Here is a 20,438-nt window from a genome sequence, read left to right as displayed (position 1 = left end):
GCGCCGGCGTCAGCGCGAGTAGTCGCGGAAGGTCATGACGCCCCCGACCAGGACGAGCACCACCGCAACCAGGTAGACCACGACGCGAAACCAGACCGGTCCGTAGTAGCTGACCGCCAGCGCCGCGCCGAGCGCCACGAGAATCATCACGACCCCGTACAGGGGTGTTCGCTGCTCCCTGTCAACCATTCCCTCAGTGTGCGCGCCTTCGCGCCCCGGCGTCATGGTTCGACATACCGCGTTCAGTCCGTGCGCGTGAGGGTGAACAGTCGCAGGTCGTCGGGCACACCGCGCAGCGGCGCGGCGAACAGCCCGCGGCGGTAGGCCTTGACCCGGACGCCGAGGTCGTCGAGCAGCCCGGGTTCGAGTTCGTCCAGGGTGGCCGAGGAGGCCATCACGTTCCCGTCGGTACCGGCCTGCATCACCCGGGCGGCGACGTTCACGTCCACGCCGAGCCAGTCCGCGCCGATCTGGCGGGGCACGCCGGTGTGGATCCCCACCCGCATGCGCGGCCGGTAGCCGCCCTGCTGCACCTCCGCGAGGGCTGCGCGCCCGGCGAACGCCGCCTCGATCGCGCGGCCGGGCCTGGTGAACACCGCCATCATGCCGTCGCCCATCCGCTTGACGACGTGGCCGCCCAGGTCGGCGACGGGAGGCTCGATGGCACGCGCGACGTCCCGCAACAGGTCGAGTGTGGCCTGGTCGCCCGCGGCGAGCGCCCAGTCGGAGAACCCGACCAGGTCGGTGAAGACGATGGTGACCTCGCGGGTGCCGCGGCCGCGGCCGGTGCGTTCGAGCAGCGCCTGCCAGACCTGCAGGGCGCCGAGGCTGACCTCGCGGGAGGCTCCGGGACCGTCGTCGAGCAGGCGGTCGGCGGCCCTGGCCATGGCCCGCACGCTGCCGGGTCCCGCGGTCGAGAGCGGGTCGCCGAAGGAGGGGTCGCCGGGGAGCGCGCGTCGAAGCCTGCGAACGGCGTGGACGAGTTGGGGCGAGCTGTTCGCGGAGCGGATCCAGCCGACGGCGGCCCCGGCCGCGCCGCGGCCCTCGAAGTCAGCCGTGTCACGGCGCGCGGGTTCGTCGACCGGCTCTTCCGCCACCGAACGCTCCTCACTCACGCAACAAGCGTAACTCACAGTTACATGCATCTCGTGGAACCCGCTCGGCGCTCCCCCACCATCCCGACACGCCCCCTCGACGGTGAAGGGAACCCTCGTTCGGTCAGACCGAATGAGGGTTCCCTTCACCCTAGAACAGGGGGCGGTGGACCGCGCGGCTACGCGTCGCGGCGGTTCACCAGCACCAGCGAGGCACCGAAGATCACGAACACGACCACCGCGAAGTACACCAGCGAACCCCACGGCCCCCAGTGCCAGTCGATGCCCTGGTCTGCACCGAGGAAGTGGTTCGCGTTGGCGAACGGGAGGAACGGCTTGATGTTCTCACCGAACCGTCCGAACAGGTTGAAGAGGTTCTCGATCAGCAGCGGCCACAGCAGCAGCAGGGTGATCGCACCGGCAGACTGCCGCAGCAGGGTGCCGACGGCGACCGCGAGCATCACGCACAGGAAGGCGTAGATCGGCACACCGTAGACCGACCGCCACGCCTCGTCGCCGGAGAGCACGAGTCGGGCACCGGCCTCGCTGCCCGCGGTGGCCTTGGCGATCGCGAAAGCCCCGAAGGTCAGCGCGAACGTCAGTGCCGCACCGAAAACGCCGATCAGTCCCGCCTTCGCCACCAGCACCGAATCGCGCTTGGGCACGGCCTGGAACGTGGTGCGGATGATGCCGAAGCGGTACTCACTGGTGACGGCGAGCGCGGCCAGGATCATCAGCACCAGCACGCCGAAGCCCGTGACTCCACCGACGGCATCGGACAGCGTGGGCAGGAGTGGCTCGAAGTCCGGCTTGTCCCCCTGCGCGAGCTGATTGTTGAACGAATTGAGACTCGCCTTCGAGCTCAGTCCGACCACCGCGGCCAGACCGAGGCCGAGGCCGACGATCGCGACCGTGCACCACCAGGGCGACCGGGTCGAGGTGAGCTTGATTCGTTCCGCTGCCATGACACCCATCAGAGCGCCCCTCCCATCACTTCTTCGACGCCCGCGGCGTGGTACTGCACGTCGTCACCGGTCAGCTTCATGAACGCCTCCTCGAGCGATCCGCGCTGAGAAGACAACTCGTGCAGGATGATTCCGTTGCTGCCGGCAAGGTGGCCGATCGCGTCCGTGGTGGCGTCCAGCACCACCAGCGCCTGTCCGTCGAGCGGATCCCGCCCGTCCTCGCGGACCGTCAGGCCCTGCGAGGTGAGCAGGCTGCGCAGGGCGTCGAGCTGCGGGCTGCGCACCCGCACGCTCGACTCGGAGGACCGGTCGACGAACTCCTGAACGGAGGTGTCCGAGATCAACCGACCGCGGCCGATCACCACCAGGTGCTCGGCCGTCAACGCCATCTCGGAGAGGAGGTGGCTGGAGACCAGGACAGTGCGGCCCTCGGCGGCCAAACGCTGCATGAACTTTCGGATCCAGACGATGCCCTCGGGGTCGAGGCCGTTGACCGGCTCGTCGAACAGCAGCACCTTGGGATCGCCCAGCAGCGCGCCCGCGAGACCCAGTCGCTGCGACATGCCGAGAGAGAATCCACCGGCCTTCTTGCCCGCGACCTCGGTGAGTCCGACCAGTCGCAGCACCTCGTCGACCCGCGACGACGGGAGTCCGTTCGAGGCGGCCATCCACTGCAGGTGCGCCTTGGCGGACCGGTTGGGGTGCACCCACTTCGCGTCCAGCAGCGCTCCGACCGTCCGCAGCGGCTGCTTCAGTTCGCTGTAGGGAACGCCGTCGATCAACGCGGTGCCCGATGTCGGGCGGTCGAGACCGAGGATCATCCGCATGGTCGTGGACTTGCCCGCGCCGTTGGGGCCCAGGAATCCGGTGACGATACCGGGCCGCACCGTGAAGGTCAGGTCGTCTACCGCCTTCGTGGGCCCGTATATCTTGGTCAATCCCCTCACTTCAATCATGAGGTCAAGGATTCACCAGTTGCACCGCGGTGCGCATCCTCCGTAGGTCTCGATATCCGTCATCCCTGGGGATGACGTCAACCCTGACCGTTACCCCCGGGTGCGGGCCAGGTCGACAGGTCCGGGAAGTGGCTGATGGGCTGTTCGCCCTCGTCGTACACCGTCGAGGCCGGGCCGATCAGCAACGGATCGGGGGTGCCGACGACCCGCGGGTTCTTGTCGGTGTAGTCGAACCGCGACAGCAGCCAGCGCATCGCCTCGAGCCTCGCCCGCTTCTTGTCGTTGGACTTGACGATCGTCCACGGCGCGTGCGGGGTGTCGGTGTAGAACAGCATGTCCTCCTTCGCCTCGGTGTAGGCGTCCCACTTGTCGAGGCTGGCGAGGTCGGTGGGCGACAGCTTCCACCGCTTGACCGGGTCAGTGCTGCGGGCGACGAACCGCGCGTGCTGTTCCTCGCGGCCGACCGAGAACCAGAACTTGACGAGGCGAATACCCGACTGCACCAGCATTCGCTCGAATTCCGGTGCGGAACGGGTGAATTCGAGGTACTCGTGCGGGGTGCAGTAGCCCATCACCCGCTCGACGCCCGCCCGGTTGTACCAGGACCGGTCCATGAGCACGATCTCGCCGCCCGACGGGAGGTGCTCGACGTACCGCTGGAAGTACCACTGCTTGCGCTCGCGCTCGGTGGGCTTCTCCAGCGCCATCACCCTGGCGCCACGAGGATTGAGGTGCTCGGTGAGCCGCTTGATCGCGCCGCCCTTGCCCGCCGCGTCGCGGCCCTCGAAGATGATGACGATCTTCTCGTCGTTCTCCTTGACCCACGCCTGCAGCTTCAACAGCTCGATCTGCAGGGTCCGCTTGCGCCGCTCGTACTGGCGGCGGGTCATCTTCTTGTCGTAGGGGTACCCGTGCCGCCACGGCGCGTCCGGACCGTCGTCGCTGCGCATCCGTCCGGACTTGCGGAGCAGTTCGCCGATCTCGTCGATCTCGGGCGTGACGTCAACCTGCCGGGGCTGCGCCATCTCGAAGTCGGTGCCGGCGTCCTCGCTACTCGAGTTCCGAAGATCGTCCACCTTTCGAGACTACCTCCGGATCCGGTCAGAGTTCGGGTGAGGAAGCCTGTGCCCAGAACCGCTTCGGGATCCGGCCCGCGAGCCGCGCCGCGCGACCGGCGACCACCGCGGACGCCATCGCGGTCGCCATGAGCGCGGGGTCCTTCGCCCTGGTCACCGCCGTCGCGAGCAGCACCGCGTCGCACCCCAGCTCCATCGCCAGCGCGGCGTCGCTCGCCGTCCCGATGCCGGCGTCGAGAATCACCGGCACCCCTGCCGACTCGACGATCATCTCGATGTTGTGCGGGTTGCAGATGCCCAGGCCGGTCCCGATCGGGGCGCCGAGCGGCATCACCGCCGCGCAGCCGACGTCCTCGAGCCGACGGGCCAGGACCGGGTCGTCGGTGGTGTACGGCAAGACCGTGAATCCGTCGTCGACGAGTTGTTCCGCGGCGGAGACCAATTCGATGGCGTCGGGCAGCAGGGTCCGCTCGTCGGCGATCACCTCGAGCTTGACCCAGTCGGTCTCGAGTGCCTCGCGCGCCAACTGTGCGGTGAGCACGGCCTCGGCCGCGCCCCGGCACCCGGCGGTGTTCGGCAGCGGCGCGATCTTCAGCGTGGTCAGCAGGTCGAGGACCCCGGTGCCGCCCGCCGCGTCGATCCGTCGCATCGCCACGGTGGTCAGTTCGGTGCCCGACGCGACCAGCGCCTCCTCGAGCACCGCGAGGTTGGCCGCCCCGCCGGTGCCCATGATCAGGCGCGAGCCGAAGGTGCGTCCCGCGATCGTCAGCTGGTCCGTCACCATCGGGTCAGCCACCCTGCACCGCCGTGAGAATCTCGATCTCCCAGCCCTTTTCGACCGGGCTGTCCCACGACGTGCGCGGGAACACGGTGCCGTCCACCGCCACCGCGATGCCCTTCTCCGGCAGTCCGAGATGCGCGAGCAGCTGGGCCACGGTCAGCTGCTCGGACAACTGGTGGTCCTCACCGTTGACGGTGATACCGATGTTCACCGGTGCGTTGGTCATCTACTTCCTCGCTCTGTCGATCGAAACCCCGAGCCCGTCGAACCGGTCGGGAGAACAGGTCTTGGCCTCGGGCAGCGGCGTGCCCGACAGTTCGGCGACCACCGCGTCCGCGGACAGCGGCGTCAGCAGGATGCCGTTGCGCCCGGCCCCGGCGGCCAGGACGACCCGGTCCGACACCCGGCCGAGGATCGGCAGGTTGTCGGGGCTCATGGGCCGCAGCCCGGCGGCGGTCTCGTGCAGTTCGTACTCCCCGATGCTCGGCATCAGGGCCTCGGCGTCCGCGATCAGGTCGCGCACCCCGGCCACCGTGACCTGGGTGTCCTCGCCGGACTCGTGCTGCGTCGCGCCGACCACGATGCCGTCGCCGCGCGGCACCAGGTAGACCGGCCGGCCGTGCACGCTGCCGCGGATGGTCCTGGTGGGGGCCGGCGCGACGCCGGGGCGGCGATGCAGGCGCAGGATCTCGCCCTTGACCGGGCGCACCGGCAGTCCGGGCCACAGTCGTGCGGCGGCCGTGCCCGCGGCGATCACCACCTGATCGGCGTCCAGCCCGTCGACGTCGGCGACGGCCTGCTGGGCGAACGTCACACCCGCGTCCACGCAGGCCCGGCGGAGCGCGCGGACCAGGGCGCGGTTGTCGACGGCCGACTCGGTGGCCGCGAGCAGGGCCAGTCGGATGTTCGGCGCCAGTGAGGGCTCGGCCGCACGAATCTCGGCACGCGAGAGCAGGTCCAGCCGGTACCCCTGCGTCTCGAGCCATTCGGCGACGCGGCGCAGGTCGGCGGCATCGGCGGCGTCGAGCGCGACCGTCAGCGAGCCGTCGGAGGTGAACAGGGACTCGCCGGTCAGCGCCTCGAGCTCGCGACCGAACTCCGGCCACCGCTCCAGCGACGCGGCCCCCGCGGCCAGCACCGCGTCCTCGCCGGGCCAGCCCTCGGACAGCGGCGCGAGCATGCCGCCCGCCACCCAGGATGCGCCCGACGCGACCGCCGGATCGTGAAGGGTGACGGTCCAGCCTGCCCTGCTCGCGCGCCACGCCACCGCCAGTCCGATGGCGCCGCCACCGATCACCGCGACGGTTCTGCTCACAACTCCACCTCACTCCCTGCGCCGGCATGATCCGGGTCAGGTATGACGGTCGGGGCTCGCGAGCCCCCTCTCAGCCCCGCGTCCGCCGGGACTCCCGTGTCACTTCGTTCACCGTAGAGACTACCGTTGAGGTCGTGCATCCCTCGCATTCCGGTAAGCACCTGACCCCACGGGAACGCCTCGCGAGCGCCCGCCTGTACCTGTGCACCGACGCCCGCCGTGAGCGAGGCGACCTCGCCAAGTTCGCCGAGGCCGCGCTGTCCGGCGGGGTGGACATCATCCAGCTCCGCGACAAGGGCTCGGCGGGTGAGAAGAAGTTCGGCCGGATGGAGACCCGCGAGGAACTCGGCGCCCTCGCCGAACTGGCCGCGGCCTGCCGGCGGCACGGCGCGTTGCTGGCCGTGAACGACCGCGCCGACCTCGCGCTGGCCGCCGGCGCCGACGTGCTGCACCTCGGGCAGGGCGACCTGCCGGTGCACTACGCGCGCCGGATCGTCGGGCCGCAGGTGGTGATCGGCCGTTCGACGAACAGCCGCGCGCAGGCCCAGTTGGCGGCGATCGAGGACGACGTTGACTACTTCTGCACCGGCCCGGTGTGGGCCACCCCCACCAAGCCCGGACGGACCGCGTCCGGCCTCGAGCTGGTGCGCTCGACCGCCGAGTCGTCGCCGACGATGCCGTGGTTCGCAATAGGCGGCATCGACGAGCAGCGACTGCCGGAGGTTCTCGACGCCGGCGCCCAGCGCATCGTCGTGGTGCGCGCGATCACCGAGGCCCGGGACCCCCAGGCCGCCGCCCGCTCCCTCGCCGATGCGCTGGCCGCCAACGCCCGCTGACCCCCGGCGGGGTCGGGTGGGGTGGGGTGAGTCAGTCCAGCCAGTCGAGGACGGCCGACGGCGAGAGCCGCAGCACGGACTCGGGCAGCCGGTCGCGCAGACCGCGATCCGCGGTGACGACCGCGGTCAGCTCGCCGGCGAGCCCGGTGAGGGTGGTCGACGCCGAGCGACCGGACGCCAGCAGGGCCAGCGCGTCGTCGCCGCTGCCGGAGGCGACGTGCACCGGGACCCGGGCATCGACGTCTGAGACGGCGACGGCCTGCCCCTCGAGCACCGCCTCGACCCTCGGCAGCCAGCCGAAGCCACCGCCGGGCAGCTCGATGGTGCGCGGCAGGCTTCCGGCGAGCGCGGCCAGCAACTCCCCGGTGGCCCCGACGCGGTCGCGCCACCACCCGTTCGGCCGCGATCCGAGCACGTTCGCGGTGTCGAGCAGCAGCCGCACCGGTGCCGCGCGCAGCGACGGCCAGCTGGCCGCGAAACCCGGGTGCAGCGGGAGGTCCTCGACGCGGTCCTCGGGTACCCAGCGCAGCTCGGTGCTCTCCCCGTTCGGGACGGTGTCCAGCGCGGTGTGCGCGTCGGCGATCACCGTCGTGTAGCTCCAGCCTCCCCCGGCTCGGGCGGTCACCCGTTCGGCCCGCACGTGCACCAGGTCCGTGGCGATGCCCGCCTCCTCCTCCGCCTCCCGAACTGCCGCGTGGGTGGTGCTCTCGTGAGAGTCCCGCGCCCCGCCGGGCAGCGCCCAGGTGCCACCCTGATGGCTCCACTGCGCCCGGTGCTGGAGCAGGACCGCGGAGCCGCCGTCCTGCGCGGGCGCGCGCAGCAGCAGCCCGGCCGCGCCGAATCGCCCCCAGTACCGGCTGCCGTCCTCGCTCGTGGCCCAGCCGTCCCCGTCACCGCGCATCGACTTCGTTCACCTACTCCAGATCGTGCCGCGCCGCGCCAAGTCGGCTCCTCGTGTGTCCGCCACAACTGTTCGCCGTCGAACTTAGCCAGTCGCAGATCCCAAAGCGCGGTTACTGCTTATATGCTGCCCTTTGTCGGGCACTCGGGCCAGATAGAAGGGGTGCAGCACAGTGGCTGTTCGAGTTGCGCCTTCGACCGAGCCGCTCGGCGACACGCCCGCCCCGACCACGGAGCTGCGACCGCCGCCGAGCCGGCCCGCACGGCTGCGCGCGTTCAGTCGCACCACGCCCGCCAAGATCGTCACCCTCGGCGTCGGACTGATCGCGCTCGCCCTGCTGTCGGGCGTCGTCGCCGCGGTCCAGGTCGCCGACCGCCAGCGCACCCTCGACACCCTGCTCACCGAGATCGAACCACTCGCGAACGCGTCCCAGCACCTCTACAGCTCGCTGTCCATCGCGGACGCGGCCGCCACCACAGCGTTCCTCGCAGGCGGCATCGAGCCCGCCGCCGTGCGGGACAGGTACGCGCAGGCCGTCGGCGACGCGGGTCAGGACATCGTCGACGCGGCGGCGGGAGTCGAGACCGACGACGTGACCGCGCACGCCCTGTTGACCCAGTTGTCGGCCGGGCTGCCGGTGTACACCGGCCTCGTCGAGACCGCGCGCGCCAACAACCGCACCGGCTACCCGGTGGGTTCGGCGTACCTGAGCGAGGCCTCGGCGATGATGCAGACCACGCTGCTGCCGCTCGCCGAGCAGTTGCACACCGAGCAGTCCGACCGGGTGGTGCAGAGCCAGGACGCGTTCGCCCGACCGCCGTGGCTGGCGATCGCCCTGCTGGTGCTCGCCCTGGTGGCCCTGGTCGTCGCCGCGCTGCTGCTCGCCCGCTGGACACGCCGTCGGCTGAACCTCGGCCTGATCGTCGCCGCGGCCGCGATCGCCGCCTCGGTCTGCTGGTTGGTGGCCGCGGGGCTGGTCTCGGCGACGGCCACCGCGCACGCGCTGGACGACGGCGCCCGACCGCTGACCGATCTGACGACCGCCCGTATCCTCGCCCAGCAGGCCCGCGCCGACGAGACGCTCAGCCTGGTTCGGCGCGAACTCACCGGCGCCTACGACCAGCAGTTCGACGACCACCTGACACGACTGAAGGCTCTGCTCGACGAGTACCCGCACGGCGGCCGGGTGGACGTCAGCGCCGATCAGGTCGCGGCGACCGCGGCGGCCCGTACCGCATGGGCACAGGCTCACCAGCGCTTGATCGCGATGCTCGGCAGCGGGGACTGGAACGGTGCGGTCGCGGTGGCGGTGGGCACCGGGGACCGCGATTCGGCTACCTACTTCGCCGCCGCCGACGCCGAGCTCAGCAAGGCGATCGACACGGCGAGAACGCAATTGCGCAACAACGTGGACCGCGCCGTGTCCACACTGACCGCACTCTCACCGGGCGTTCTGGTGCTGGCCGCCCTCGCCGCGACCGGAGTCGTGGCCGGACTCCTGCCCCGACTACGGGAGTACCAATGACCGGAATGCAAAGGCGGGCAGCACTGTTCGCGGTGGCCGCGGCGGCACTCGTGGTCGCCGGGTGTACCGGCGCGCAGCCGTTCGGTCCAGGATCGCGTCCCGACTACGCCATGCCCCCCGTGCCCTCCGGCGCGAGCGTCGCCGCATCCCCGACCGGCACCACCCCGGAGCCCACCTGCGGGGACCCGACCGCGAGTCTGCGTCCGTTCGCCGACGGCGCGAAACCCCCGACCGCAGCACTCGCCCGCATCCAGGGCAGGGGCCGACTGATCGTCGGGCTCGACACCGGTAGCAATCTGATGAGTTTCCGCGACCCGAGCACCGGGACCATCGAGGGGTTCGACGCCGACATCGCACGGGAGGTCGCTCGCGACCTGCTCGGCGACCCCAGCCGGGTGGAGTTCCGCATGTTGTCCTCGGCCGACCGGATTCCGGCCCTGAACGACAACACGGTCGACATCGTCGTGAAAACCATGACGATCAACTGTGAGCGCCGTCAACAGGTCGGCTTCTCCACCGTCTACTTCCTTGCGCAGCAACGAGTTCTCGTGACCAAGGGCTCGGACATCCGGAGTGCGGCCGATCTCGCGGGCAGGCGGGTGTGCGCGGCGGCGGGCACGACCTCGGTCGAGCACATCCAGCGGGTTCAGCCCGCGGCGATCGTCGTCACCGTGCCGAACTGGGGAGACTGCCTGGTGGTCCTGCAGCAACGTCAGGTGGAGGCGGTGACCGGTGACGACACCCTCCTCGCCGGCCTCGCCTCCCAGGACCCGAACCTGCAGATCGTCGGCGGGAGCCTCAGCCCCGAGCCTTACGGGATCGGTGTCAACCAGACCGACCCGGATCTCGTCCGCCTGGTCAACGGCAGCCTGGACCGGATGCGTCAGGACGGCACGTGGCAGCGACTCTACGACCGGTGGCTCGGCGTACTCGGTCCTTCCTCCGGCCCACCCGTCCCGAGCTACCAGGACTGAGGGCCGAGTCGTGACCACACCCGACGAGCCGGAGGTACCGACCCAGTCCACGGACTCCACCCCGGAACTGCAGCGCACCCAGGCGCCGCCGGAATCCGAGCCGACCCGGGCCACCCCCGCGGCCTCGGCCCCGACCCGTTCGACGCCGACCCGCACCACCGGCCGGCGCAGCCGCACCCAGCGATCGCGAAGCAGTGCCCGCCGGCGGATCGGCGCCGGACTGGTCGAGGTGCCACCGGTGCCGGCGCCCGATCCCGCCGAGGCGGTGATGGCCGAGGCCGTCGTGGCCGAGAAGAAGCGCTTCTGTTGGAAATGCGGTGCTCGGGTCGGGCGGGCCGTCGGGGACGAACCGGGGGCAACCTCAGGCAGCTGCTCCACCTGCGGCACCGTCTTCGACTTCACCCCACTGCTCGAGACCGGCGACCTGGTGGCCGGCCAGTACGAGGTGCAGGGGTGCATTGCGCACGGCGGGCTCGGCTGGATCTACCTGGCGATCGATCGCAATGTCAGCGATCGCTGGGTGGTCCTCAAGGGCCTGCTGCACTTCGGCGACGCCGAGGCGCAGGCCGTGGCGTTGGCGGAGCGGCACTTTCTCGCCGAGGTGGAACACCACGGCATCGTGAAGATCTACAACTTCGTCGAGCATCCACGTCCGGACGGCAGCCCGATGGGGTACATCGTCATGGAGTACGTGGGCGGGCAGTCCCTGCGCGAGGTGTTGAGCACTCACACACGGCCGGAGCGGATTCCTGTCGAGCAGGCCATCGCATACGTGCTCGAAATCCTGCCCGCGCTCGACTATCTGCACTCCGTCGGACTGGTTTACAACGACCTCAAGCCGGAGAACATCATGGTCGCCGACGACCAGCTCAAGCTGATCGACCTCGGCGCCGTGGCGGGCATCGAGGACTTCGGCTACCTGTACGGCACCCCCGGCTACCAGGCGCCTGAGATCGTCGAGACCGGCCCGACCGTCGCCTCGGACATCTACACGGTCGGGCGCACACTGGCCGTTCTCACGCTCCAGCTGCCTTCGGAGAAGGGCAGATACCTCGACGGGATCCCCTCGCCCGAGCAGGCGCCGCTGCTGGCCGAGTACGAGTCGTTTCATCGACTCCTGCTGCGCGCCACCGACCCGGATCCTCGCCGCCGTTTCTCGACCGCCCACGAGATGGTCGGCCAGCTGACCGGCGTGCTGCGCGAGATCCTGGCCCAGCAGACCGGCGAGGAGCGGCCGGGACTGTCCGAGGTACTGAGCCCGGGCCGCACCACGTTCGGCACGGAGGAGGCCGTGGTCGCGACCGACGTCTACGTCGACGGGCACCGGCACGAGGTCACCCTGAACGGGGGCGAGATCGTTGCCGCACTGGCAGTTCCACTGATCAACCCGACCGACCCGAGCTCGGCGCTGATCACCGCGATGGTGCACGCCGAGCCGGACCAGACCCTCGAGTCGATCCGGCGCGCCCGCGCCAACGGCCTCGAGCGCACGGTGGACGGCGCCTCGGGCTTCACCGCGGAGATCGCGCTCGCCGAGGTCAAGGCGCACCTCGACCTCGGCGACGGCCCGGCCGCGGCCCGGGTGCTCGACACCGTCACCGCCACGAAGGGCGGCAACTGGCGGGTCGACTGGTATCGGGGCCTGACTGCCCTACTGGAGGGCGAATACCGTTTCGCCATGACACATTTCGACGCGACACTGGCCGCTCTGCCCGGCGAGATCGCGCCGAAACTGGCACTGGCGGCCACCGCCGAGCTCGTCATCGCACACTGGGACACCGAGCGACCCGAGAAGTGGCATTCCCTCGCCGAGAAGTACTACCGAACCGTCTGGCGCACCGACCGCGGGGTGGTCAGCGCGGCGTTCGGGCTGGCCCGGCAACTCGCCGACCGCGGCGACATCGCCGGCGCCCTCGCGGCGCTCGACCAGATCCCCGTCACCTCGAGACATTTCAATCTCGCCCGGATGACGGCCGTGCTGACCCGACTGTCGGGTGCGCCGATCGACGAGATCGACGAGGCGGCGCTGCGGGACGCCGCCCGGCGAGTCAGCGCCCTGCCCGCCGACGAGGGCCGTGCCCTGCAACTGCGCACGCTGGTACTCGGCACCGCGCTGGACTGGGTGCTGCTCGGACACACCGCCCGCGCGGAGCGCGAGCCCATCCTCGGCGTGCCGTTCACCGAGCACGGGCTGCGCACCGGCACGGAGACCGGGCTGCGCGCGCTGGCCCGCAACGCGACGGACACCCGGCACCGCTACGCACTGGTGGACCTGGCGAACTCGATCCGCCCCCGTACCTGGTTCTGAGCAAACGCCCGCGCCCGGTCCCACCGCGTCGAGCCGTGATCGGCCACGATTGGGTCACCCCGCCCCCCGATTCGCCCTGGACAGCCGTCCAACATCCTCTATGCTGCCGGTTCGCAATCAGGTAGATCAGGTAGTCGATTGATGAGGACCCCTAAGCACATGCCCCCGCTGACCGCGCGCGTTCGCCGACGCCTCGCGCATGCGTTGTCCCTCTCGCTCGCACTCGTCGTTGCCTCGGCGGGCATCGCCGCGGCCGCGCCGGCCGAGCGACCGGACCCCCTCGCCGGCAACCCGGTCTTCGGACTCGCGAACGGCTGCTACGCGCTGAAGTCCGAGCCCACCGGACAGTTCGTCCGCCGGGCCGACGCCCGCTACCGCGCCGACGCGGCCACCCCTGCCGCCGCGGAGTCCTTCCGGCTGCACGCCGCCGGGCTCGGCCGGTTCATGTTCTACGGCCCCGGCGGCGACCTGCTCGCGCACGACGGCGCCGGCGCGATCGTCTCGACCCGCGACGCGACCCCCGCGACGGACTGGACAGTGGCCCACTCCGAGGGCGGCTACGCCGTCACCGCGACCGCGACCGGCAACCAGCTCACCGCCGGCCCGAACGGGCTGGCGCTGAGCAACCCGGGCGTCGACCCGACCGGGGGCCGGTTCACCCTCGTCGCGACCTCGGGCTGCGCCGACTTCCCCGACTCCGAGGTGAACGCCACCGGGACCCCGCTGTCCGGGACCGGACCGAACGGCGAGGTGCGCGGCTTCATCGACGCGCACGTCCATCTCGACGCGTCAGAGTTCATGGGTGGAAACGTGCACTGCGGCAAGCCCTTCGACCCGCAGGGCATCACCGCCGCCCTGCGGGACTGCCCCGACCACGGCAGCAACGGGCTGCCGGCCCTGCTCGAGAACGTCCTCTCGCACGGCAGCCCCTTCGAGGAACACGACACCACCGGCTGGCCCACCTTCGCGGACTGGCCGGCCCACGACTCGATGACCCACGAACAGACCTACTACAAGTGGGTCGAGCGGGCCTGGCGCGGCGGCCTCCGGATCTTCACCAACATGCTCGTCGCCAACCGCGTGCTGTGCGAGCTGTACCCGCTCAAGCGAAATCCGTGCAACGAGATGGACACGATCCGGATCGAGGCCAAGCAGGTCCACGAGATGCAGGACTACATCGACGCCCAGTACGGCGGTCCCGGCCGCGGCTGGTTCCGCATCGTCAGCACGCCCGAACAGGTACGCCGGGTCGCCGCCGAGGGCAAACTGGCCGTCACCCTCGGCATCGAGACCTCGGAACCGTTCGGCTGCAGCACGATGCGCGACGTGCCGCAGTGCACGGCGCAGGACATCGACCGCGGTCTGGACGAGGTCTACGCGATGGGCGTGCGGCAGATCATCCTCGTCCACAAGTTCGACAACGCGCTCGGCGGGACGCGGTTCGACCCGGGCACCACCGGCGTCGCCGTCAACACCGGGAACCTCATCGGCACGGGCAAGTTCTGGGAGGTCGAGCCGTGCCGCGGCGCGGCGACGGACAACACGGTCGAGTCGATCACCCCGGCAGACCTCGGGAAGATGGCGGCGTCGCTCCCGTTGGGCAGCTCGGCACCCTCGTATCCGGAGGGACCCCGATGCAACACCCGCGGACTGACCGACCTGGGCGAGCACGCGGTCCGGGGCATGATGAGTCGCGGCATGATCGTCGACATCGACCACATGAGCGCCAAGGCCTCCGACGCCACACTGAAGATCCTCGAGGACGCGAACTACTCGGGCGTGGTGTCCAGTCACGGCTGGACCGACACGTCGAACGTCGGACGGATCTACGCCCTCGGCGGGTTCGTCGCGGAGTACGCGGGCACGCTGCCGGGCTTCGTCGACACCTGGCGCAAGACGCGCGCGCAACGGAGCGACAAGTACTACTACGGGTTCGGATTCGGGGCGGACACCAATGGTTTCGCTCCCCAGGTGGCACCGCGCGAGGGTGCGGACACCGACCCGCTGAAGTACCCGTACACCACCTTCGACGGCGGCACCGTGATGGACCGTCAACGCACCGGGGACCGCGTCTTCGACCTCAACACCGACGGGGTCGCGCAGTACGGGTTGATCCCCGACTGGATCGCCGACATGCGGGGTGTCGCCGGCGCGGACGGCGACCAGATCACCGAGGACCTGGCCCGGGGCGCGGAGGCGTACCTGCAGATGTGGGAGCGCGTCGCGAAGTGACCGGGCGCGGGCGGTGCTACCTCTCGAATTCCCGTGCCGCCCGCGCGATCGCGAGTTCCTCGTTCGTCGGGACGACGAGGACCGCGACCGTCGAGGCGTCCGTGGAGATCAGCCGTGGCTCCCGGCTGCGCACCGCGTTGCGCTCGGCGTCGATCTCGATGCCGAAGCCCTCGAGCCCGGCGAGCGCGTCGGCGCGGACCTCGGCCGCGTTCTCCCCGACCCCGGCGGTGAAGGTGATCGCGTCCAGCCTGCCGAGAGTGACCATGTAGGCGCCGATGTACTTGCGCAGGCGGTGCACGTAGACGCGGTAGGCCAGCGACGCGGCCTCGTCGCCCGCCTCGATCAGCGCACGTAGTTCCCGGAAGTCGTTGACCCCGCTGATGCCCTTGAGCCCAGACCGGCGGTTGAGCAGGTCGTCGATCTCGTCGACGTCCAGTCCGGCGCTCCGCCGCAGGTGCATCACGATGCCGGGATCGATGTCGCCGCTGCGGGTCCCCATCACCAGGCCCTCGAGTGGGGTCAGTCCCATCGAGGTGTCCATCGCCTTGCCTCCTGCGATGGCCGAGGCCGAGGCGCCGTTGCCCAGGTGCAGCACGATCTGGTGGAGCGTGCCCAGGTCGCGTCCGAGCACCTCGGCGACCCGGCCGGAGACGTACTCGTGGGAGGTGCCGTGAAACCCGTACCGCCGCACCGCATGCTTGCGGGCGATCTCGATGTCGATCGCGTAGGTCCGGGCCGACTCCGGCAGTGTGTGGAAGAACGCGGTGTCGAAGACGGCGACGTGCGGGACGTCGGGCAGCGCCGCCATAGCGGACTCGATACCGATCACGTTGGCCGGATTGTGCAGCGGGGCAAGGGCGGACAGCCGCGAGATCTCGGCGAGCACCTTCGCCGTGATCTCGGTGGGGCGGTAGAAGACCTCGCCGCCGTGCACCACCCGGTGGCCGACCGCCGCGATACCCGCGGACCCCAGATCGACGCCCGCCTCGGCAAACATCGCGAACGCCAGCGCCAGGCCCTCGCGGTGGTCGGCGATCGGCCCGCGGCGTTCGCGATCGACCCCGTCCTGCCGGTGGCTGACGATGCCCTCGGGCTCACCGATGCGCTCGACCAGACCGGACGCCAGCGCGGCACCGTCGTCCGGGTCGACGAGCTGGTACTTGATCGAGGACGACCCCGAATTGACGACCAGCACCGAACCCTTCACGACGTGACCTCCTGTGCTGCAACGGCTTGCGCCTGTATGGCGGTGATGGCGACGGTGTTGACGATGTCCTGGACCAGTGCGCCGCGCGAGAGGTCGTTGACCGGTTTGCGCAGGCCCTGCAGCACCGGACCGACCGCGACCGCACCCGCGCTGCGCTGGACCGCCTTGTAGGTGTTGTTGCCGGTGTTCAGGTCCGGGAAGACGAAGACGGTGGCGCGGCCGGCCACCTGCGAGTCGGGCAGTTTCGCGGTGGCGACACTCGGCTCGATCGCCGCGTCGTACTGGATCGGCCCCTCCACCAACAGGTCCGGCCGGCGCTCACGAACAAGGGCGGTCGCGGCTCGAACCTTGTCCACGTCCGCGCCGGAGCCGGAGTCACCGGTCGAGTAGGACAGCATGGCGACCCGCGGGTCGATGCCGAACTGGGCCGAGGTGGACGCCGAGGAGATCGCGATGTCGGCGAGTTGGTCCGCGGTGGGGTCGGGCACCACCGCGCAGTCTCCGTACGCGAGCACCCGGTCGGCAAGGCACATCAGGAAGATGCTCGAGACCGTCGACACCCCCGGCTCGGTCTTGATGATCTCGAAGGACGGCCGGATGGTGTGCGCGGTGGTGTGCGCGGCGCCGGAGACCATCCCGTCGGCCACGCCCAGGTGGACCATCATCGTGCCGAAGTACGAGATGTCGGCCATCACCTCGCGGGCCCGGTCGAGTGTCATGCCCTTGTGCGCCCGGATCCGGGCGTACTCCTCGGCGAACCGGTCGGTGTGCTCGCAGTCGGTCGGATCGAGCACCCGTGCCGCGGCCAGATCGACGCCGAGCTCGGAGGCCCGGCGACGGATCGGCCCCTCGTCTCCGAGGATCGTCAGGTCGGCGACCCGGCGCTGCAACAGCCGCCCCGCCGCGCGCAGGATTCGATCGTCGCCCCCCTCGGGCAACACGATGTGCCTGCGATCGGTGCGGGCGCGCTCGATCAGCTGGTACTCGAACATCTGCGGAGTGACCACCTCCGGCCGTGCCACCCGGAGCCGGGCCAGCAGGTCGGCGGCGTTCACGCGCTGCTCCATCAGGCTCAGGGCGGTGTCGACCTTGCGCTGCGACCCGACCGCGACGCGACCGCGCGCCCGGTAGGCGGCGGACGCCGTGTCGTAGGTGCCGAGGTCGGTGGTGAGGATCGGCAGTCGCGGCCGCAGCCCCGCCATCAGCTTCGCCACCGCCGGGTGCGGGGCGAGGCCACCGTTCATGATGATCCCCGCGAGCGACGGAAAGCCTTCCGCCTCATGCGCATTGACCAGTGCGAGGAGCACCTCGGAACGGTCAGCCGGGACGATCACCACCTGCCCCTCGGCGAGCCGCTCGAGGATATGCTCGGCGGTCATCCCGCCGACCATCACCCGCAGGGCCTCGCGCTGGAGCAGTTCCGGGTCGCCGCTGTAGAGCTCGCCGCCGACGGCGGTCCGCAGTTCGGCCATCGTCGGCGCCACCAGCAGCGGGATCTCCGGCAGGCTCCACGCAGGCACCCCGAGCGGCTCCAGCGCCGCGGTCACCGCATCGAGTTCGCTTGGCTCGCAACGGTTCGCAACCACACCCACCAGGTGCGCGTGATGCACCCGCAGTTCGGCGGCGCAGATCTGCCCGAGCGCGGCGATCTCCTCGAGCGTGCGCCCGGAACCACGCAGCGCCAGCAGCACCGGGGCGTCCAGGTTCACCGCGATGCGGGCGTTGTATCCGAGCTCGCTGGGACTGCCGACGTCGGTGTAGTCGCTGCCGACGATCACCACGGCGTCGCACTGCTCGGCGACCGCGTGATAGCGCGCCACGATCTCGCTCAGCGCGAGCTCGGGATCGGCGTGCACCTGCTCGTACGTGACGCCCAGGCACTGCTCGTAGCTCAGGTCCGCAGTGGTGTGGTCGATCAGCAGTTCGAGGATGTAGTCGGGCTCGACGGTGGAACGGGCGATCGGGCGGAACACCCCGACCCGGACGGCGGACCCGCTGAGCATCTGCAGCACACCCAGCGCGATCGTCGACTTGCCGGTGTCGCCCTCGGGCGAGGCGATGTAGATGCTCGAGACTGCCGACTCTGCCGATGCCATGCGACCAGACTAGGGCGTGACCGCGGAATCCTTCCGGATGCGTACACCCGGATTCGAGTAGCCGGCTACGCGTTGCAGGACGTTTCCCGAGTGGCACTGTCGACTGTGTCCGATCCCTCACTCCACGAACTGCGGGGCCGACCATGTCACCCGACGACACGTGCATCCAGGGCGCCGCCCGGTGCCCGCCGAGCGACACTCTCCGGCGCCGGTCGTTTCGGCGGTACGCGCTGCTGCTCGCTACCGCCGTGCCGATCCCGGCGCTGCTCCTGCTCGCGCCGGCGGCTGCTGCCGCCGCCGCGGTCGACAACGTCAACGTGAGCATCCCGGATCCGAACGACTACCCGAACCCCGGCGACCCGAGGACGCAAGGCGACCCGCTGAACGTCTGCGAGCGGTACCCGGACCTCTGTCAGGTTCCGACTTATCCGATTCCGACGATCCCGACCTGGCAACCACCCCCACCGCCTCCGCCCCCGCCTCCGCCGCCACCCCCACCGAGCTCGGATTCGGAAACCACCCCGGCACCGACGACGCCGACCTCGGAGCCACCACCGGAAGGCCCCGGCACCGGCGGGCCGACCGGGGCGGCCGCCCCCGCGGGGACCACGGCCCCTGCACCGACGACGACGCCCGCGCAGACCGCGGTCGGGGCCGGGTCCGCCGCGCCGACGGGCGCCCCGACGACCCCACCTCGAACGACCGCACGGCCCCCGCTCTCGACGAACGACGACGACGCGCAGCCGATCGGCGCCCTGGCCGTGACGGCGGTTGCGTCGGTCTCCACCGCAGCGGTGGTGGTGAGCACCCGGGCCGGCCGGGGCCGCCGGTGGGTGAACGCACACGTCGACACCCGACCGAGGCTGGGGCCCGCCGCGGTCGGGGCCGAACCGGACGACGAGATACCGGATCACACGGTCCGGCTGGACCCGCGCGGCGACGCCGGCGTCCAGATGTTCGAGGAGGGTCACCATGACCGGGATTGACCACGACGACGGCACCAGCCTCCGCACGGCGGTGTTCGAGCGCGCACCCGACAACGTGCTGACCGGCCGGATGCGCCCACAGGTACCCACGACCGGGCTGGTGTCCGGTCGGGTGCGGAGCACGCACCCGCTGCCGCGATCGGCGTGCCGGCTGCTCGACTCGCGTGTCCTCGAGGCCGCGCTGCGCTTCCTCGACCAGGACCCGCATCCGCTGCTCCTGACGGGGCTGGCGCGATATCGCGCCCTCACGGACGCCGCGCGGCAGACCCTCGCAACGCCGGGGAGGGATGTCGTCGTCACGCTCGCCACGCCGTATCGCGTCACCTCCGAGCATCATCCTGAGGTCGCGGTGATCATCGACGGGACCGAGGCCGGCACCGTCGAATTCGATCTCGATGTCGCCTTCGAGATGGGCGAGACGTCCCTCGCCGTCAGGAAGGGTGCGATCGCGGCGGTCGACTGCGTGGCCGGGTCCGTGACACTGGACCTGTCACTGGCGCAGGGCGAGCGCCTGTTGCACGGCACCCGGCGCTTTCCGGTCCACCAGGATGTGGACCCGCCGATCCCGATCCCCGTACTGCCACGCGATCTCTGACCGGCAGATCAGTGCCGGTCGCGCAGCAACTCCGCGAGCCCACTGCGATCGGGGGCGTCGAGTTTCGCGCAGGCGCGGTAGATGTGTCCCTCGACGGTACGCACCGACACCACCAGGCGGTCCGCGATCTCGCGGTTCGACAGTCCGACGGCCACCATCGAGGCGATCTCGCGTTCCCGGCTCGTCAACGGCAGCGGCCGCGCCGCTGCCGTCACCGCGAGGGTCGTCGCGTGATCGCACCGCTCGGCGAGGGCGTTGGCCGTGGCAGCGGCGTCGAGGTAGTCGCGTCGGCGCCCGGCATTCGAGTAGGCGATCGCGGCCTGGGCTAAGGCATCCGCGGCGTCGGGGAGAGCACCGAGTTCCTCGAATTCGCCTGCGACTCTCACCAATTCGTCACCATCTCCCGCAGCGAGCGCGGCGGCCTGGGCCGCGGCGAGCGGCACCAGCGGTCCGTCGCAGCTGTCCACGAGCTCCGAGAGCCGGGGCGCCGTCGTCGCGTCCCCGAAGCGCGTCGCCAGGTGCAACGCCGCCGCTTCGACGCCGAACTGTCCCGCGCCGCGGGCGTCGTCGGCGGCGGCGCGGGCCGTGGCC

At 70.7% G+C, this 20,438-nt stretch carries 19 protein-coding genes and 1 riboswitch; of the genes, 7 read left to right on the top strand and 12 right to left on the bottom strand.

Annotated features, from left to right (window positions below):
* Positions 1-9: 9 nt before the first annotated feature.
* The 8 genes from ACFXGJ_RS18240 to thiO all read right to left on the bottom strand — a co-directional run bounded on the left by ACFXGJ_RS18240 (position 10) and on the right by thiO (position 6,187).
* Positions 10-189 (bottom strand): hypothetical protein, encoded by a 180-nt coding sequence (locus tag ACFXGJ_RS18240; protein WP_378422107.1) that lies wholly within the window; start codon positions 187-189, stop codon positions 10-12.
* Between the two features lie 53 nt (positions 190-242).
* Entirely contained in the window at positions 243-1,097 is an 855-nt protein-coding gene (locus ACFXGJ_RS18235; RefSeq protein WP_378622793.1) for an adenylate/guanylate cyclase domain-containing protein, read from the bottom strand.
* 176 nt (positions 1,098-1,273) lie between these two features.
* On the bottom strand, positions 1,274-2,068 hold the full coding sequence (locus ACFXGJ_RS18230) for an ABC transporter permease (protein ID WP_378622780.1): 795 nt from the start codon (positions 2,066-2,068) through the stop codon (positions 1,274-1,276).
* A complete protein-coding gene (locus ACFXGJ_RS18225) occupies positions 2,068-3,015 on the bottom strand; it encodes an ABC transporter ATP-binding protein (RefSeq protein ID WP_378622777.1) in 948 nt (315 codons plus the stop codon). The genes ACFXGJ_RS18230 and ACFXGJ_RS18225 overlap by 1 nt, the downstream gene beginning before the upstream one ends.
* A gap of 77 nt (positions 3,016-3,092) precedes the next feature.
* Positions 3,093-4,040 (bottom strand): polyphosphate kinase 2, encoded by a 948-nt coding sequence (gene ppk2 / locus ACFXGJ_RS18220; protein ID WP_378622791.1) that lies wholly within the window; start codon positions 4,038-4,040, stop codon positions 3,093-3,095.
* 76 nt (positions 4,041-4,116) lie between these two features.
* Positions 4,117-4,875 (bottom strand): thiazole synthase, encoded by a 759-nt coding sequence (locus ACFXGJ_RS18215; RefSeq protein WP_378622788.1) that lies wholly within the window; start codon positions 4,873-4,875, stop codon positions 4,117-4,119.
* 4 nt (positions 4,876-4,879) lie between these two features.
* Positions 4,880-5,098, bottom strand: a complete 219-nt coding sequence (gene thiS, locus ACFXGJ_RS18210; RefSeq protein ID WP_378622775.1) for a sulfur carrier protein ThiS — start codon at positions 5,096-5,098, stop codon at positions 4,880-4,882.
* Positions 5,099-6,187, bottom strand: a complete 1,089-nt coding sequence (thiO, locus tag ACFXGJ_RS18205; protein WP_378622772.1) for a glycine oxidase ThiO — start codon at positions 6,185-6,187, stop codon at positions 5,099-5,101.
* Positions 6,184-6,295: riboswitch (TPP riboswitch) on the bottom strand. It overlaps the preceding gene by 4 nt.
* Before the next feature lie 26 nt (positions 6,296-6,321).
* Between thiO and thiE the strand changes: the two genes are divergently transcribed.
* Positions 6,322-7,023: a thiamine phosphate synthase gene (gene thiE / locus ACFXGJ_RS18200; RefSeq protein WP_378622770.1), complete on the top strand. Its 702-nt coding sequence runs from the start codon at positions 6,322-6,324 to the stop codon at positions 7,021-7,023.
* 31 nt (positions 7,024-7,054) lie between these two features.
* On the opposite strand, the gene ACFXGJ_RS18195 is transcribed toward thiE, so the two are convergent.
* A complete protein-coding gene (locus ACFXGJ_RS18195) occupies positions 7,055-7,924 on the bottom strand; it encodes an NUDIX domain-containing protein (protein WP_378622768.1) in 870 nt (289 codons plus the stop codon).
* 172 nt (positions 7,925-8,096) lie between these two features.
* Here ACFXGJ_RS18195 and ACFXGJ_RS18190 point away from each other — a divergent pair, with 172 nt between their 5' ends.
* The 4 genes from ACFXGJ_RS18190 to ACFXGJ_RS18175 all read left to right on the top strand — a co-directional run bounded on the left by ACFXGJ_RS18190 (position 8,097) and on the right by ACFXGJ_RS18175 (position 14,963).
* Positions 8,097-9,449 carry a hypothetical protein gene (locus ACFXGJ_RS18190; RefSeq protein ID WP_378622765.1) on the top strand — a complete coding sequence of 451 codons (1,353 nt, stop codon included), beginning with the start codon at positions 8,097-8,099 and terminating at the stop codon, positions 9,447-9,449.
* Between the two features lie 5 nt (positions 9,450-9,454).
* Positions 9,455-10,423: a glutamate ABC transporter substrate-binding protein gene (locus ACFXGJ_RS18185; RefSeq protein ID WP_378622783.1), complete on the top strand. Its 969-nt coding sequence runs from the start codon at positions 9,455-9,457 to the stop codon at positions 10,421-10,423.
* Positions 10,424-10,433: 10 nt separating this feature from the next.
* Positions 10,434-12,731, top strand: a complete 2,298-nt coding sequence (locus tag ACFXGJ_RS18180; protein ID WP_378622763.1) for a tetratricopeptide repeat protein — start codon at positions 10,434-10,436, stop codon at positions 12,729-12,731.
* A gap of 141 nt (positions 12,732-12,872) precedes the next feature.
* On the top strand, positions 12,873-14,963 hold the full coding sequence (locus tag ACFXGJ_RS18175) for a peptidase (protein WP_378622761.1): 2,091 nt from the start codon (positions 12,873-12,875) through the stop codon (positions 14,961-14,963).
* Between the two features lie 16 nt (positions 14,964-14,979).
* Here ACFXGJ_RS18175 and ACFXGJ_RS18170 read toward each other — a convergent pair whose 3' ends face one another.
* Positions 14,980-16,170, bottom strand: a complete 1,191-nt coding sequence (locus tag ACFXGJ_RS18170) for an acetate kinase (RefSeq protein WP_378622758.1) — start codon at positions 16,168-16,170, stop codon at positions 14,980-14,982.
* A complete protein-coding gene (gene pta / locus ACFXGJ_RS18165) occupies positions 16,167-18,266 on the bottom strand; it encodes a phosphate acetyltransferase (protein ID WP_378622756.1) in 2,100 nt (699 codons plus the stop codon). The genes ACFXGJ_RS18170 and pta overlap by 4 nt, the downstream gene beginning before the upstream one ends.
* Positions 18,267-18,409: 143 nt before the next feature.
* Here pta and ACFXGJ_RS18160 point away from each other — a divergent pair, with 143 nt between their 5' ends.
* Both ACFXGJ_RS18160 and ACFXGJ_RS18155 read left to right on the top strand, forming a co-directional pair.
* The gene (locus tag ACFXGJ_RS18160; RefSeq protein ID WP_378622753.1) at positions 18,410-19,252 is read left to right on the top strand and encodes a hypothetical protein; all 843 of its coding nucleotides are present in this window, start codon (positions 18,410-18,412) and stop codon (positions 19,250-19,252) included.
* A complete protein-coding gene (locus tag ACFXGJ_RS18155) occupies positions 19,239-19,847 on the top strand; it encodes a hypothetical protein (RefSeq protein WP_378622750.1) in 609 nt (202 codons plus the stop codon). The genes ACFXGJ_RS18160 and ACFXGJ_RS18155 overlap by 14 nt, the downstream gene beginning before the upstream one ends.
* An 8-nt stretch (positions 19,848-19,855) precedes the next feature.
* On the opposite strand, the gene ACFXGJ_RS18150 is transcribed toward ACFXGJ_RS18155, so the two are convergent.
* On the bottom strand, positions 19,856-20,438 hold a 583-nt coding region (locus ACFXGJ_RS18150), incomplete at its 5' end, for a LuxR C-terminal-related transcriptional regulator (protein WP_378622748.1).

It is taken from the genome of Rhodococcus sp. NPDC059234 (genome assembly GCF_042754225.1).
Lineage (GTDB): Bacteria > Actinomycetota > Actinomycetes > Mycobacteriales > Mycobacteriaceae > Rhodococcus_G.
This window is presented reverse-complemented; position numbering and strand designations above follow the sequence as displayed.

Excerpts from the sequence above, each read along its gene's own strand:
- ACFXGJ_RS18185 (WP_378622783.1), top strand. The coding sequence starts at position 9,455 with ATGCAAAGGCGGGCAGCACTGTTCGCGGTGGCCGCGGCGGCACTCGTG.
- ACFXGJ_RS18175 (WP_378622761.1), top strand. The coding sequence starts at position 12,873 with ATGAGGACCCCTAAGCACATGCCCCCGCTGACCGCGCGCGTTCGCCGA.
- ACFXGJ_RS18230 (WP_378622780.1), bottom strand. The coding sequence starts at position 2,068 with ATGGGTGTCATGGCAGCGGAACGAATCAAGCTCACCTCGACCCGGTCG.
- pta (WP_378622756.1), bottom strand. The coding sequence starts at position 18,266 with ATGGCATCGGCAGAGTCGGCAGTCTCGAGCATCTACATCGCCTCGCCC.
- ACFXGJ_RS18215 (WP_378622788.1), bottom strand. The coding sequence starts at position 4,875 with ATGGTGACGGACCAGCTGACGATCGCGGGACGCACCTTCGGCTCGCGC.
- ACFXGJ_RS18160 (WP_378622753.1), top strand. The coding sequence starts at position 18,410 with ATGTCACCCGACGACACGTGCATCCAGGGCGCCGCCCGGTGCCCGCCG.
- ppk2 (WP_378622791.1), bottom strand. The coding sequence starts at position 4,040 with ATGGCGCAGCCCCGGCAGGTTGACGTCACGCCCGAGATCGACGAGATC.
- ACFXGJ_RS18155 (WP_378622750.1), top strand. The coding sequence starts at position 19,239 with ATGACCGGGATTGACCACGACGACGGCACCAGCCTCCGCACGGCGGTG.
- ACFXGJ_RS18195 (WP_378622768.1), bottom strand. The coding sequence starts at position 7,924 with ATGCGCGGTGACGGGGACGGCTGGGCCACGAGCGAGGACGGCAGCCGG.
- ACFXGJ_RS18240 (WP_378422107.1), bottom strand. The coding sequence starts at position 189 with ATGGTTGACAGGGAGCAGCGAACACCCCTGTACGGGGTCGTGATGATT.
- ACFXGJ_RS18225 (WP_378622777.1), bottom strand. The coding sequence starts at position 3,015 with ATGATTGAAGTGAGGGGATTGACCAAGATATACGGGCCCACGAAGGCG.
- thiS (WP_378622775.1), bottom strand. The coding sequence starts at position 5,098 with ATGACCAACGCACCGGTGAACATCGGTATCACCGTCAACGGTGAGGAC.